General features: G+C 38.7%; 12 protein-coding genes and 3 tRNA genes. 8 read left to right on the top strand and 7 right to left on the bottom strand.

Going from position 1 to position 13,524, the window contains the following annotated elements; all coding sequences use genetic code 11:
• Positions 1-65 precede the first annotated feature (65 nt).
• The 3 genes from F3G76_RS00530 to F3G76_RS00520 all read right to left on the bottom strand — a co-directional run bounded on the left by F3G76_RS00530 (position 66) and on the right by F3G76_RS00520 (position 1,396).
• Positions 66-152 (bottom strand) — tRNA-Leu (locus F3G76_RS00530).
• Positions 153-222: 70 nt separating this feature from the next.
• Complete coding sequence (locus F3G76_RS00525) at positions 223-525, bottom strand: HU family DNA-binding protein (protein ID WP_012001719.1); 303 nt, start codon at positions 523-525, stop codon at positions 223-225.
• A 124-nt stretch (positions 526-649) separates the two neighbouring features.
• Positions 650-1,396, bottom strand: coding sequence for a YaaA family protein (locus F3G76_RS00520; protein WP_149705621.1), 747 nt, complete (start codon positions 1,394-1,396; stop codon positions 650-652).
• Positions 1,397-1,537: 141 nt separating this feature from the next.
• Between F3G76_RS00520 and F3G76_RS00515 the strand changes: the two genes are divergently transcribed.
• The 4 genes from F3G76_RS00515 to F3G76_RS00500 all read left to right on the top strand — a co-directional run bounded on the left by F3G76_RS00515 (position 1,538) and on the right by F3G76_RS00500 (position 7,676).
• Complete coding sequence (locus tag F3G76_RS00515; protein ID WP_149705620.1) at positions 1,538-3,853, top strand: flagellin N-terminal helical domain-containing protein; 2,316 nt, start codon at positions 1,538-1,540, stop codon at positions 3,851-3,853.
• Between the two features lie 131 nt (positions 3,854-3,984).
• The gene (locus tag F3G76_RS00510; RefSeq protein ID WP_103558102.1) at positions 3,985-6,102 is read left to right on the top strand and encodes an FtsK/SpoIIIE family DNA translocase; all 2,118 of its coding nucleotides are present in this window, start codon (positions 3,985-3,987) and stop codon (positions 6,100-6,102) included.
• Positions 6,103-6,136: 34 nt separating this feature from the next.
• Positions 6,137-7,135 (top strand): hypothetical protein, encoded by a 999-nt coding sequence (locus tag F3G76_RS00505; protein ID WP_149705619.1) that lies wholly within the window; start codon positions 6,137-6,139, stop codon positions 7,133-7,135.
• A 286-nt stretch (positions 7,136-7,421) separates the two neighbouring features.
• Positions 7,422-7,676 (top strand): tyrosine-type recombinase/integrase, encoded by a 255-nt coding sequence (locus F3G76_RS00500; RefSeq protein WP_223227409.1) that lies wholly within the window; start codon positions 7,422-7,424, stop codon positions 7,674-7,676.
• A gap of 28 nt (positions 7,677-7,704) precedes the next feature.
• Here the strand turns inward: F3G76_RS00500 and F3G76_RS00495 are convergent.
• The 4 genes from F3G76_RS00495 to F3G76_RS00480 all read right to left on the bottom strand — a co-directional run bounded on the left by F3G76_RS00495 (position 7,705) and on the right by F3G76_RS00480 (position 9,440).
• A tRNA-Met gene (locus tag F3G76_RS00495) sits at positions 7,705-7,779 on the bottom strand.
• 27 nt (positions 7,780-7,806) lie between these two features.
• Positions 7,807-7,881, bottom strand: a tRNA-Gln gene (locus F3G76_RS00490).
• A gap of 194 nt (positions 7,882-8,075) precedes the next feature.
• Positions 8,076-8,507 carry a GatB/YqeY domain-containing protein gene (locus tag F3G76_RS00485; protein WP_107930549.1) on the bottom strand — a complete coding sequence of 144 codons (432 nt, stop codon included), beginning with the start codon at positions 8,505-8,507 and terminating at the stop codon, positions 8,076-8,078.
• A 30-nt stretch (positions 8,508-8,537) separates the two neighbouring features.
• Complete coding sequence (locus F3G76_RS00480; RefSeq protein ID WP_149705618.1) at positions 8,538-9,440, bottom strand: Ppx/GppA phosphatase family protein; 903 nt, start codon at positions 9,438-9,440, stop codon at positions 8,538-8,540.
• Between the two features lie 130 nt (positions 9,441-9,570).
• Between F3G76_RS00480 and F3G76_RS00475 the strand changes: the two genes are divergently transcribed.
• The 4 genes from F3G76_RS00475 (at position 9,571) to hslV (ending at position 13,519) form a co-directional block, all read left to right on the top strand.
• Entirely contained in the window at positions 9,571-11,109 is a 1,539-nt protein-coding gene (locus F3G76_RS00475; protein WP_149705617.1) for an inorganic phosphate transporter, read from the top strand.
• Between the two features lie 182 nt (positions 11,110-11,291).
• On the top strand, positions 11,292-12,515 hold the full coding sequence (locus tag F3G76_RS00470) for an argininosuccinate synthase (protein ID WP_103574603.1): 1,224 nt from the start codon (positions 11,292-11,294) through the stop codon (positions 12,513-12,515).
• Positions 12,516-12,538: 23 nt separating this feature from the next.
• Positions 12,539-12,985 carry a 50S ribosomal protein L9 gene (gene rplI / locus F3G76_RS00465; protein WP_021086217.1) on the top strand — a complete coding sequence of 149 codons (447 nt, stop codon included), beginning with the start codon at positions 12,539-12,541 and terminating at the stop codon, positions 12,983-12,985.
• Entirely contained in the window at positions 12,986-13,519 is a 534-nt protein-coding gene (hslV, locus tag F3G76_RS00460) for an ATP-dependent protease subunit HslV (protein WP_002940451.1), read from the top strand.
• Positions 13,520-13,524 lie beyond the last annotated feature (5 nt).

Genomic DNA, 13,524 nt, shown 5'->3' with positions numbered 1-13,524 from the left:
AATCCTTTTTATAGGTGCTTTTATATATATTTGTATGTCTTTGGATTTTTTAAGATATTTTATAATGGTGCCCGAGGTCGGACTCGAACCGACACAAGGTTGCCCTTATCAGATTTTGAGTCTGACGCGTCTACCAGTTTCACCACTCGGGCTAAGTTAAGATTGAAATTTTAGATTTGTGAGAAGAAAGAAAAGGGGAGACTTGCTCCCCGAAAAAGAAAATTATTTCTTTTTACCTTTTTTAGCAGCACCAGCAGCAACTGCTTCTTTAAGTTTTTTGCCAACTTTGAATTTGACTGCTTTGCTAGCAGGAACGTCGATTACTTTCTTAGTTCCAGGAACTCTAGCTTTCCTTGCAGCTCTGTCAGCAGTACCGAAAGTACCAAAGCCTATAAAGCTAATTGTATCGCCTTTTTCAAGAACCGCTTGGATTGTCTCCAAAGTAGCATCAACAACTTTTAGAGTATCTTTTTTTGAAAGACCAGCCTTGTCGGCAACCGCTTGAATAAATTCAGCTTTTTTCATGAACCATCCTTTTAAGAAGTTATGCGGCAATTCTACACTCTTTTAAAAAAAAATACAATACTTTTTCCCTAAATTTAGCTCTTTTTTTGCATTTTTTTAGTAAAAAAGACCAAATTTTGAACTTTCAGTCGCAAATTTCAAACGTAAGCTCGTTTTTTAGCCCTATCTTTTTCATATCTACAAGCTTTAAATTTTCAAAATTTAAACCCATTAGCTCATCTTTGTTTGTCACTTTAGCATTTGCGATCTGGCGCAAAACCTCACCTCTATATGCTTTTGCATGGTGGCTTAGTATCTTTTTGTTTTTCAAAAAGCAAAATGTTGTAAATTCTTTTTTTACCACATAAAATTTTTCATAAAATTTAGCTCTAAGATCTAAAATTTCATCATTTTCTAAAAAGCTATCGATTGCCTTGCTAAAATTTTGCTCATAAAATTTACAAATATCAAAGCCAGCCAGCTTTTCGCCTTGCTTTAGTTTATACTCAGCTATCTCATCTTTTGCTAAAATTGGCCCAAATAAATTTGAAAATATCAAAACATTATTATCTATATATTTTTGAGCATCATCGCTTAGTCCGCGGTAGTTTAGGTGCTTATAGGCAACTCCGTCATATCTTAAGATGGCTTTTATGCTACCTTTTTTAGATAGACTTTCTCGCAGTTGCTCGCTATCTTCAAGCTCTTTTAGTCCAAAAAGCTTTTTTATCTCGTCTAAATTTGCACTTTTTAAAAACTCATCGTATCTTTTTAAAATTTCAGCCCTTTTGTCAAAAAGCTCAGAAAATATCAAATTTTTACCATCAAATTTATCATTTGTATTTAGAGAAATTTTGCTTTCGCTTGGTGAGAAGAGGATTTTTAACGCCATTTTCTTTCCTATTTTATATATGTAAATTTTGGCAGATTATACAATAAAACTTTTTTGCACTAAAAAAAATCAAATTTTCACCGATATATCACAAAGCGGAATTATTCTTGCTTAGAGTGAATAAAAATTTAGGGAAAAATTATGAGAATTACAAATCAACTACGTTTTAGTCAGACTTTGCACGACTATCAAAAAAATATGGTTGGCGTAAATAAAAGCTATCAGCAGCTCTCAAACGGACTTAAAATTCAAGATCCATACGACGGTGCTGCAGTTTATAACGATGCTATGAGGCTTGATTATGAAGCGACCACTCTCACTCAAGTGGCAGACGCTACCGGTAAGTCAGTAAATTTTGCAAAAAACACGGACAATGCGCTGAAAGAATTTGAAAAACAGCTTGAAAATTTTAAAACAAAAGTCGTTCAAGCAGCCAGTGACGTGCATAGCACAACATCTCTTGAAGCTTTGGCAAACGACCTTCAGGGCATCAAAAACCACCTTGTAAATATCGCAAATACCTCTATAAATGGGCAGTTTTTATTTTCAGGAAGTGCTGTGGATACTAAGCCGATCGATGGCTCAGGTAAATATCAAGGCAACCGCGACTATATGAAAACTTCAGCTGGCGCGCAGGTCGAGCTACCTTACAATATCCCAGGATTTGATCTTTTTTTAGGAAAAGATGGCGACTATAACAAAATTTTAACAACAAACGTGATGCTAGCTGATCAAACTAGAACTGACATCGCTTATGCGCCAAAATATCTTGATGAAAATAGCAAGATAAAAAATATGATCGGTCTAAACTACGCAAGCGACTCAGTTGTGGGCAGTGATGGCTCTTATAAAGGCACGATCGAGCCTGATTTCGACTTTTTGGATACTTCAAATGTAAATTTCCCTGACACATACTTTTTCATGCAGGGTAAAAAGCCAGACGGCACGACATTTACGAGTAAATTTAAGATGAGTGCCGATACGTCAATGGCTGGTTTGATGGAGAAGATCGGTATGGAATTTGGCAACACAAAGACGACAAAAGTTGTTGATGTGAGCATAAATAACGACGGACAATTTAATATAAAAGACCTTACTAAAGGCAATCAAACTATAGACTTTCACATGGTTGCAGCTACTTCTGTGGCGGCAAATCGTGGTGCGATAGCTCCAAATAATACACTTGATACGATAAATTCGCTACAAAGCCTTGAAAATATGGCAAATGCTGTGCCAAAAACGGTTCATATAACTGAATTTACAAAGAGCAAATACCTTGATAAAGATGGAAATTTAACAAACGCATTTGACTATGACAAGGTTAGATTTGAGCGAAAAGACAATGAATTAATAGCAAATTTACCTCAAGTAGCTAGAAGAACAGGCGAGTTTGCAACTGATCAGACAAAGCTAAGCGAGGTCTCTGGCACAAAAGAGAGCTACAATAGAAATTTATACCCAAAAGATGTCGATGCTAGAAAGAGGGAGCTTTACAATATAGATAATCAAGAGATAGGCCTTCAAGTAAAATCGATCACCGGCACAACATACGACATCAAAGTAAAAATGGGCGAAGCAGGTGGCGTAAATACCCCAGTGCAGTTTCAAATAACATCAACAACTGCTGCTGGCGTGGTATCTCCAACTAGAAATTTGACCGTTTATAACTCAGATGAATTTGGTAGTTACAGAACATACGCAAGTGACTTTACATATCGTCAGCTAATGGACATCGTGGCGATGGCTGCAAGCGATAATATCCCTGATCCTCAAAACGTAGAAAATGCAAATTTTGATACAGATATCGAAAAGGTAAGAAGAGATCAAAACTACAATGCCTATAAAGAGGCTTTGTCAAAGACTAAAGGCGCAGTAGAGGTAAATTTAGATGATAAAGGCAGGATGGTACTAACTGACAAGACAAAATCTGTCACAAATATAGAGCTAACTATGTATGATGCGAAAAATGGTGATATATTTGACGGAGATAGCACCGGCATGAACACAGCTGGCGCTGCAAGCCACCCTCAAGGCAAGGGCTCAGTATTTAGCTTTAACGAAAATAATGCTTTAACGATAGATGAGCCAAGCACAAGCGTCTTTCAAGACCTTGATGATATGATATTTGCCGTTAGAAATGGCTACTATAGAGCAGACGCTAACAATCACGACCCACGAAATACAGGCATGCAAGGCGCTTTAAAAAGGCTTGATCACTTGATAGATCACGCAAATAAAGAGCTTACAAAGATAGGCTCTCAAACAAAGCTTCTAACGGCGACAAATCAGCGTGCAGAGATCATGAAAGTAAATGTGCTAACTGTAAAAAATGACGTCATAGACGCAGACTATGCAGAGTCATATCTTAAATTTACACAGCTTTCACTCTCATATCAAGCTACTCTTCAAGCAAGTGCTAAGATAAATCAACTAAGCTTGCTAAACTACCTAAACTAAAATGATAAATCAGCAGGCCTAGCTTGCTGATTTTTTAAAAATTAAACTCAAGCGTGCTATAATAAGCCTTTTTAACAAAAGGATCTAAAATTTTAAGACATATATTATTTACTATTTTTGTTTGTTTTTTTATATATTTTGGTATCGCTACGGCTGCTCCGACTGCTGATTTTGTAGGCTCACTTGGACAAAGCCTTGGCGTTTTTAATATTAAATATTTTGGACTTATAGCCTATGTTTATCCATTTTTACTTATCGTTTTAGGCTATTTTGTATATAAAAATTTTAAGAAATTTGACTTTGATTTTGCCCAGTTTGTAGTTGGGATTTTTCTATTTTTTATCGCATTTTTGATGTTTCAAGCGCTAAGTACTTCTGGGGCAAATAGCGGCGTGATAGGTGGCTTTATAGTCTCAGCGCTAAAAGAAGTCATCGGCGCTATCGGCACTGCGGTTGCTATACTTATGATATTTATTATCTCACTTGGACTTGCTTTTAGAGAAAATTTTATCATCGTTTTAAGAAAGGCTTTTGTAGATAAAGAGCCAAATGGCTATGAAGAAAAAAGCAGAAGCGTAAAAGAGGTAAGGGCAAGGCAGATACCAAAGATAGAGCGCAAAAAGCCAAAAGCTGACGAGATAAAAGAAGAAGAGCTTATAGACGCTCAGGTGCTAAATGATGATGAGTCAAATTTAGATAGTGAGCCAGAATCTGAGCCAGAGCCAGAGATGGAGCTGGCACAAGAGAGCAGACCTGTAACCATAGGCGGGGTTGAAATTTTAAATGAAGTGGCTGAAAACAAAAAGCTTCTTGATCAGATAGAGCGCGGCAAGGTTGAAAAGCCAAAAGACTTTGTCTTGCCGCCGCTTAAATTTCTAAACGACCCTCCAAAGCGCTCGCACAATATAAACGAGGCCGAGATCGACCAGCAAATTTCAAATTTACTCGATAAACTGCGCAAATTTAAGATAGATGGCGACGTGGTGCGAACCTACACTGGCCCTATCGTCACGACATTTGAGTTTCGCCCAGCCCCGCACATCAAGGTAAGTAAAATCCTCACTTTGCAAGATGACCTAGCGATGGCGCTAAAGGCTCAAACTATCCGTATCCAAGCGCCGATCCCTGGTAAAGATGTCGTTGGTATCGAGGTGCCAAATCAAAATTTAGAGACGATCTATCTAAAAGAAATTTTAGAAAGTGAAGTCTTTAAAAACGCGAGCAGTCCGCTAACCATGGCTCTTGGCAAGGATATCGTGGGCGCTCCTTTTGTGACTGACCTTAAAAAGCTCCCACATTTGCTAATCGCAGGTACAACGGGATCAGGCAAGAGTGTGGGTATAAATGCGATGCTTTTAAGTTTGCTTTATAGAAATAGCCCACAAACTTTGCGCTTAATGATGATCGATCCAAAGATGCTTGAATTTAGCATATATAACGACATCCCACACCTTTTGACTCCGGTTATCACAGAGGCTAAAAAGGCGATCACAGCGCTTTCAAACATGGTCGCTGAGATGGAGCGAAGATACAAAATAATGAGCCAAACTCGCACAAAAAACATCGAGAGCTACAACGAAAAGATGAAGAGCGAGGGCGGCGAGCAGTTCCCATACATAGTCGTGATCATCGATGAGCTGGCCGATCTTATGATGACTAGCGGCAAGGACGTGGAGCTTTACATAGGCCGTCTAGCGCAGATGGCAAGGGCTAGCGGTATACACTTGATAGTCGCTACTCAGCGTCCAAGTGTCGATGTAGTGACTGGTCTTATAAAGGCAAATTTACCAAGCAGGATAAGCTATAGAGTAGGGCAAAGGATCGATAGTAAGGTCATCTTAGATCAAATGGGAGCTGAGAGCTTGCTAGGGCGAGGAGATATGCTATTTACACCTCCTGGAAGCCCTGGTGTGATCAGGCTTCATGCGCCATTTGCAAGCGAAAAAGAGATCGAAACAATCGTAAATTTCTTAAAAGAGCAACAAGACGTGATCTATGATGAGAAATTCCTTGCAGAAGAGGGCTCTAGCGCAGGCTCAGCCGCTGGAGTATTAGGCGAAGATGAGCTTGATGAGCTTTATGAAGAGGCAAAAGAGATCATCTTAAGTGAGCAAAAAACATCGATCAGCTACCTACAAAGACGCCTAAAAATAGGCTATAACAAAGCTGCAAATATAATCGAGCAGATGGAGAAAATGGGCGTTTTAAGCCCTGTAAACGCAAAAGGCCAGAGGGAAATTTTGGTTTGAATTTATATAGCAATGTAAAGATAAAGGAGTAAAAATGTTTAAATTTGGAGCTATCTTTTGTATTCTTTTTATGCTAAATTTCTGTTTTGCTAAAGATCTTAATACGAGTAATGTAGAGAAAAACTCAGCATCTATACTAAAAACTCTAAAGCAGATGAACATACCTTTTTCTGGCGATGAGTATGAGATAGAGAATTTATCCAAGCTAGATGATAAGATGCTAGTGGCTGTAAAAGTATCATTGCCAAAACAAACTACGCTATACGATGCCACCAAGGGTGATCTAAATAAAGATGGCATAGAGGATGTAGCTGTGGTAATTCAAGAAACATTTAAGGATAAATTTTTACCTTTTAGTGAAGGTTGCGACGAGAGTACTAAAGACGACAAATGGTGTCAAATAGTAAATAAAAATCGTCGTGGTATCGTGATCTTGCTCTCAAATGGTGATAAATATGAGGTCGTAGTAACTAAGCGAGATATCTTTGAGAGCCCACATGAAGATGGTGGCGCTTATGATCCACCAGAGCTTGCAGTAGAGATAGAAAATAGTGAGCTAAAATTTTTTTATAGACATGGCAAGTATGGATACTGGGTGTATGTTTTTGTATTAGATGGAAAAGATTTTAAACTTATAAAACATTTTAGTAGTGATAATCATGGTCCTAAACCAGAGCATATAGTGCAAATGGACTTTATAAATCATAGGCTAGAAAAAAGTGCAAATTTGCTATACCAGGGCAATGAAGAGTATAAAAGATACGAAGAGTGTATAGAAAAGTACAGATCTTTTGATGATGCGCAAGGAGAGGAAGATTATGATGCAATATTGATTAGAAAAACTTACGAGCTAAAAACGCAAAAAATTCTACTCTCAGAAGTTAAAAAGGTTGATTATATAGATGGTCGTTGGCTGGAGGATCTACAAAATTCAAAAGAGTTAGGGAAAATTTTGAAGATTGATTTTTGGGGTGATGAATATCTGGGCGATAATGCAGATGAACTTGCTAGATGTGTCGCGGATAAGATATAAAAAGCCTTGTGTTAATTTATCTACTAAATTTGATGATTAACGAAATTTTACAAATTAAAATTTCGTTAAAAATTTTAAAATGAAATTTTGAAATAGCTAAAAATATAATCAAAAATATTTAAACTCTTTAGAGTAAAAATAGTGGCGCGCCTCATATATACGTTATTTAATGCCTTAATGAGCTTTATTATAACTGCAAAAAGTAATGCCTCACTGCCGAAATAAATTTGATGCCTTAAATTAACTTTATTATAGCTACAAAGACTTACCCCTAGATAAGTGTCCTATAACTCACCTAAATCACGATACAGCGAATCGTATGTGGTGGGCTGTGAGAAACCATCTTGGATATTTAGGGACTAGCAATACTCACGGGCTTTACGTATTACGCCATACAGTGGCTTCTAGGTTAGTGAGTTTGAAGGGATTTAATGCTCATAAACTGATGGCTTTTATGGGTCACACAGATATTAAAAGTAGCCTGCATTACGTGCATCTAAATGTTGATGATATACGTGATGGTGTGGGAGTTAGTGTTTAGCTAAAAGGTGGTAAAAGTCCTTGGTATTTGGTTGCGGAGGACGGATTTGAACCGCCGACCTTCGGGTTATGAGCCCGACGAGCTACCACTGCTCTACTCCGCGATAAGAGTTGTTTGGGATTTTAAAAAGTGGATGGGGTAAGAGGATTCGAACCTCTGAATGACTGGACCAAAACCAGTTGCCTTACCGCTTGGCGATACCCCAATGTTTTTAAGAGTTGTAATTATATAGACTTTAATGCCATTTGTCAAGGTTTTTTAAAAAAATATGTAAATTTATTTTATTTTTCAAAGTAGCTTTTTAAAAATTTAAAAATAAATAAAATACTTTTATAGCGTATAAAATTTAACCATAGCTTTTAAAACCCATGCGAAAATTTACATGGGTTTATCTAGTTTTTAACACAAAAGCTCTTTTGCGATCATGCTTATGCGTTTTGCTTCGGCGCTCGCTCCGATCTCATCTTTTGCCGTTTTCATCACAGCGCCTAAATTTTTACCAACCTTTTCAATTATGCTTTTTATCTTCTCTTTTAACTCATCATCACTTAGCTGAGCTGGCAGATACGTCTTGATTAGCTCGATCTCGCTCTGCTCTTTTTTGGCGAGGTCCTCTCTTGCTCCCTTTAGATAGAGCTCAACCGAGTCAGCTCTCTTTTTGATCTCTTTTTGAAGTAGCGGGAGCACGACCTCGTCGGTCATCTCGATCCTTTGATCGACTTCAACCTGCTTAAGTGCTGCATTTAGCGTCCTTAAAGTGTCTCTTTTAAACTCATCTTTTGCTTTCATAGCCTCTTTTATGTCGGCTAAAATTTGCTCTCTTATGCTCATTTTTTCTCCTTTAAATTTTTGAAATCATAACTAAAATTTCGTGATAATTTCTTGAAATATGCCTTTTAAATAAGCCGCCCCAACGCCCTCTCTAAGCCCATCGTCGATAACTATAAATTTCGCATTTTGCCCGCTTAAAAGCTCTTTTAAAAGCAGCGTTCCAGCGATGAGCGGATACTTTCTACTTCTTCCAACCGCCACGTCAGCGCTTCTATCATCCATTTTTAAAAGCTCATTTATAAACCAAGCAAGATCGTCATTTTTAAGCTCATATCCACTCACTTTTTTTGGATCATAGCTCTCGTAGTTTAGCCCAAGTTTTAGCGCTGCGATAGTAGTTGGCACGCCAGAAGTTAGCACGATAAGTCTATTGTCAAGGCTTGTTAAAAATTCCCTTGCCTCTTTTGTATAAATTTTTGCATTTTCTTGCATCAGATCAAGCGCTTTAAACCTCTCGTAAAAGGTGATGATGCCAAATTTAAAGCTTATAAATTTGCCATCGTCGCCTATCTCTGAGCTTGCACCGCCGATGTCGATGATGCTAAATTTATCATTTATGCCAAGCTTTCTTAAGGCATTTTGCACGCCTAAAAATGTAAGTTTCGCTTCAACTTGTCCATCAATGATATGAAAATCTATGCCAAATTTCTCTCTTATCTCGCTAAAAATTTCTTCGCTATTTGACGCCACTCTAAAAGCTTCAGTCGCAACTGCCACACATTTAAATTTAGTAAAGTCAAATTTACTTTTAGCCTCCACTATCGCTTCAAAAAGCCTATTTTTAGCCTCTAAGCCTATCTTGCCACTTTCGTTTAAGCCCCTTGCAGCTCCAACTATCTTTTCATAAATTTGCTCGTTAGTAAAACCATTTTGCTCTTTTTTTATAAGTGCCACGCGAAAGGTGTTTGAGCCAAGATCGATCGCTATAACCAAAATTTATCCTTAATATTTTTGCCAAATTCTAACATATGATAATTTAGTATCATTTAAAGTGAGAAAATTCTAAAAACTTTAATAATTTTCAAGATATAATTTTGCTAAAAACTCTTACAAGGGGGCTTGATTGCTTCGAGATAACTTCTTGGCGTTAGTTATTTTTGCGATTTGCAGCGTTGGATTTTTCGTTTGGGGCTATCAATACATCCCGACAAATAACTACTTTTTATTCTTGATCGCTGGTATGTTTGGTCTTTTTATGGCGTTTAATATCGGCGGAAATGACGTTGCAAACAGCTTTGGCACAAGCGTCGGCGCAAAAACACTCACACTAAAACAAGCTCTTGTAATCGCAGCCATTTTTGAGCTTAGCGGTGCGATATTCGCAGGATCTGAGGTTACAAATACCATTAGAAACGAGATCGTGAAATTTCCAAGCGACATAAACCCGATGAAATTTGTCATCATCATGATCTCAGCCCTTCTAAGCTCTGGTCTTTGGCTATTTTATGCGTCTAAAAAGGGTTTGCCAGTCTCGACAACTCACTCGATCGTTGGCGGCATCGTTGGCGCAGGACTTGCCATGGGTTTTATGATAAAAGATCCTGAGCCACTTAACATGGTCTCTTGGGGTGAGATCGGCAGGATCGCCGTTAGCTGGGTCATCTCACCACTACTTGGTGGCGTGATGTCTTACATCATATTTGGCTACGTAAAGAGCAAAATAATCGAGCCGACGCACGAACTAAAGACAAATTTAAAAGCGCTAAAAGCTGAGAGAAAAGCCTATAAAGAAAGCTTTATAAAAGCGCTTAAAACAAAGCCAGCTGAGGAGCAGATAGCCACTCTTTCAAAGATCGCAGTTATCGATGAGGACGAGATCGAAACCACTGAATACAGCGAATACCGCTCAAAAATTCGCATCATGAAAGATAGCGAAAAAGAGATAGATACCTTTAAAGCGATGAAAAAGCACATCCCAATCATCGCTGGATTTGCTGCGATGGTCATCTCATCGATGATGCTTTTTAAAGGGCTTGAGCATATAAATTTAGCCTTTAGCATTATCCAAACTATCTGGATCATCTTTGTTATCGGTGCCCTAGCATATCTTGCAAGCCTTGCTATCATAAACGTCATGAGTAAAAATGATAGCGAAAAGAGCATCAATAGAATTTTCTCATGGTTTCAAATTTTTACCGCTTCATCTTTTGCATTTTCGCACGGTGCAAACGACATAGCAAATGCAGTTGGACCATTTGCTGCTGTGCTTGATGTGCTAAAAACTGGCTCTATAAACGAAAGCTCACCCATACCAAGTATCGCAATGGTAACATTTGGCATCTCACTTGTCGTTGGACTTTGGTTTTTGGGCAAAGAGGTGATCACTACTATCGGCTCAAAACTAGCTGAAATTTTGCCGACGACTGGCTTTAGCGCCGAGCTTGCCTCAAGTATCGTCATACTTCTAGCTACAAAGCTTGGCATACCAGTTAGCTCGACGCATATCCTGATAGGCGCGGTTTTGGGCATTGGCATCGTAAATAAAAATGCAAACTGGAAAATGGTAAGACCTATCATCCTAGCTTGGCTCATCACACTGCCTGCAGCTGCTATCTCATCGGCTATATTTTATTTTGCCCTTGCTAAATTTCTAGGCGTTTAGAAAAATACTCTGCTTGTAAATTTAAAATTTGCAAGCAAATTTCATTTAAACTAAAATTTCTAATTTCTACAGACAAAAAACTATCAGAAAAATAAAATTTTACTTACATTATTTAATAGATTAATTTATTAAAGATTAATCAATTTAGGCTAAAATACGACCATTTCAACAAAAGGACAGCTATGAAAAAAGATGTAAAAAAAGTTGTTTTAGCATACTCAGGCGGACTTGATACAAGTATTATTTTAAAGTGGCTTCAAGACGAATACAAATGCGAAGTAGTCACATTTACAGCTGACATCGGACAAGGCGAAGAGCTAGAGCCTGCACGCAAAAAAGCCCTAGCACTTGGTGTAAAACCTGAAAATATTTTTATAGAAGACTTAAGAGAAGAATTTGTACGTGATTATGTATTTCCAATGTTTAGAGCAAATGCCATCTATGAGGGCGAATATCTACTTGGCACATCAATCGCGCGCCCACTTATAGCAAAACGCCAAAGCGAGATCGCAAGACTTGTTGGTGCTGATGGTGTGAGCCACGGAGCAACAGGCAAAGGCAACGACCAAGTTCGCTTTGAGCTTGGCTACTACGCACTTGGCGACAACCTAACTATCATCGCTCCATGGCGCGAGTGGGATCTAAACAGCCGCGAAAAACTTTTGGCATACGCTGAGAAAAACGGCATAGATATCACCAAAAAACCAGGCAAGAGCCCATACTCAATGGACGCAAATTTACTTCACATAAGCTATGAAGGTCTAGTGCTTGAAGACCCAAGCCACGCACCAGAAGATGATATGTGGAGATGGACAGTAAGTCCAAAAGATGCTCCAGATAAGAGCGAGATCATTGAGATTGGCTATGAAAAAGGCGATCCAGTGAGCATAAACGGCAAAAAAATGAGCCCAGCTGAAATTTTAACCGAGCTAAACCGCCTTGGCGCAAAACACGGCATCGGCAGACTTGACATCGTAGAAAACCGCTCAGTTGGTATGAAGAGTCGCGGCTGCTACGAAACTCCTGGCGGCACGATAATGCTAAAAGCTCACAGAGCGATAGAGAGCATCACGCTTGACCGCGGTGCAGCTCACTTAAAAGATGAGATCATGCCAAAATATGCCGAGCTAATCTACAACGGCTACTGGTGGTCACCTGAGCGAAATATGCTCCAAGCTCTCATCGACAAGAGCCAAGAGCACGTAAATGGCTCTGTAAAAGTTGAGCTTTATAAAGGAAACGTGACTATCCTTGGTAGAAACAGCAAAGATGATAATCTATTTAGCGAGGCATACTGCACATTTGAAGAAGATAGCGTTTATGATCAAAAAGACGCAGCTGGATTTATCAAACTAAACGCACTTCGCTTTATAATCGCACGCAAAAATGGGCGAAAATTTGACTAAAAATAAAATTTAAAAGGATAAAAATGAAAGTATTATTAATAAAAGATGTAAAGGCGCTTGGCAAAGCTGGTGAGATAAAAGAGGTAAAAGACGGCTATGGCAACAACTTCTTAATCGGCAAAGGCTTTGCAAAAGCAGCCACTCCAGATGTCCTTCGTCAATACGAAGCGGCTCAAAAAAGAAAGGCTGAAGAGCTAAAATATGAGATCGCAAATTTAGAAAAACTAAAAGAAGAGCTTGCAAAAGTGACAGTCGTCGTTAAGAAAACTCTTGGTGCAAATGGCTCGCTCTTTGGCTCAGTTTCAAAAGAGGAGATCGCAGCAGAGCTTGAAAAGACACATCATTTGGTAGTTGAGAAAAAGGCTATCGACCTGGACACTCACCTAAAAGCAGTTGGTCTTTATGATGTCTCTATAAAGCTTGGTCACTCGATAAATGCGACCTTAAAGGTTGATGTTCAAGGAGAGTAGATGTTTCATGCGACAACCATCTTAGCCTACAAAGGCAAAAATAAAGCGGTCATCGGCGGTGATGGACAGGTGAGCTTTGGCAATACCGTCTTAAAAGGCAATGCCGTAAAAATCCGCAAAATTCACAACGGCAAAGTCCTAGCTGGCTTTGCTGGCAGCACCGCTGATGCGTTTAATCTCTTTGATATGTTTGAGAAAAATTTAGAGCATACAAAGGGGGACTTGCTAAAGGCGGTGATAGAATTTAGCAAAGAGTGGCGCAAAGACAAGTATCTAAGAAAGCTTGAAGCGATGATGCTTGTGCTTGATAGGGATAAAATTTTCTTACTTAGTGGCACTGGAGATGTAGTAGAACCAGAAGATGGCAAGATAGCAGCTATCGGAAGTGGCGGCAACTACGCCCTTTCAGCGGCCCGTGCCTTAGATAAATTTGCCGATATCGATGAAGAGGAGCTAGTCAAAGAGAGCCTTAAGATCGCCGGTGAAATTTGCATCTATACAAATACAAACATCAAAACTTATGTTTTAGAATAAGAGAG

This window comes from Campylobacter concisus (genome assembly GCF_902460575.1).
GTDB classification, from domain to species: Bacteria; Campylobacterota; Campylobacteria; order Campylobacterales; family Campylobacteraceae; genus Campylobacter_A; species Campylobacter_A concisus_AW.
The sequence above is the reverse complement of the archived record's forward strand: the minus strand, read 5'-3'. Positions and strand labels throughout refer to the sequence as shown.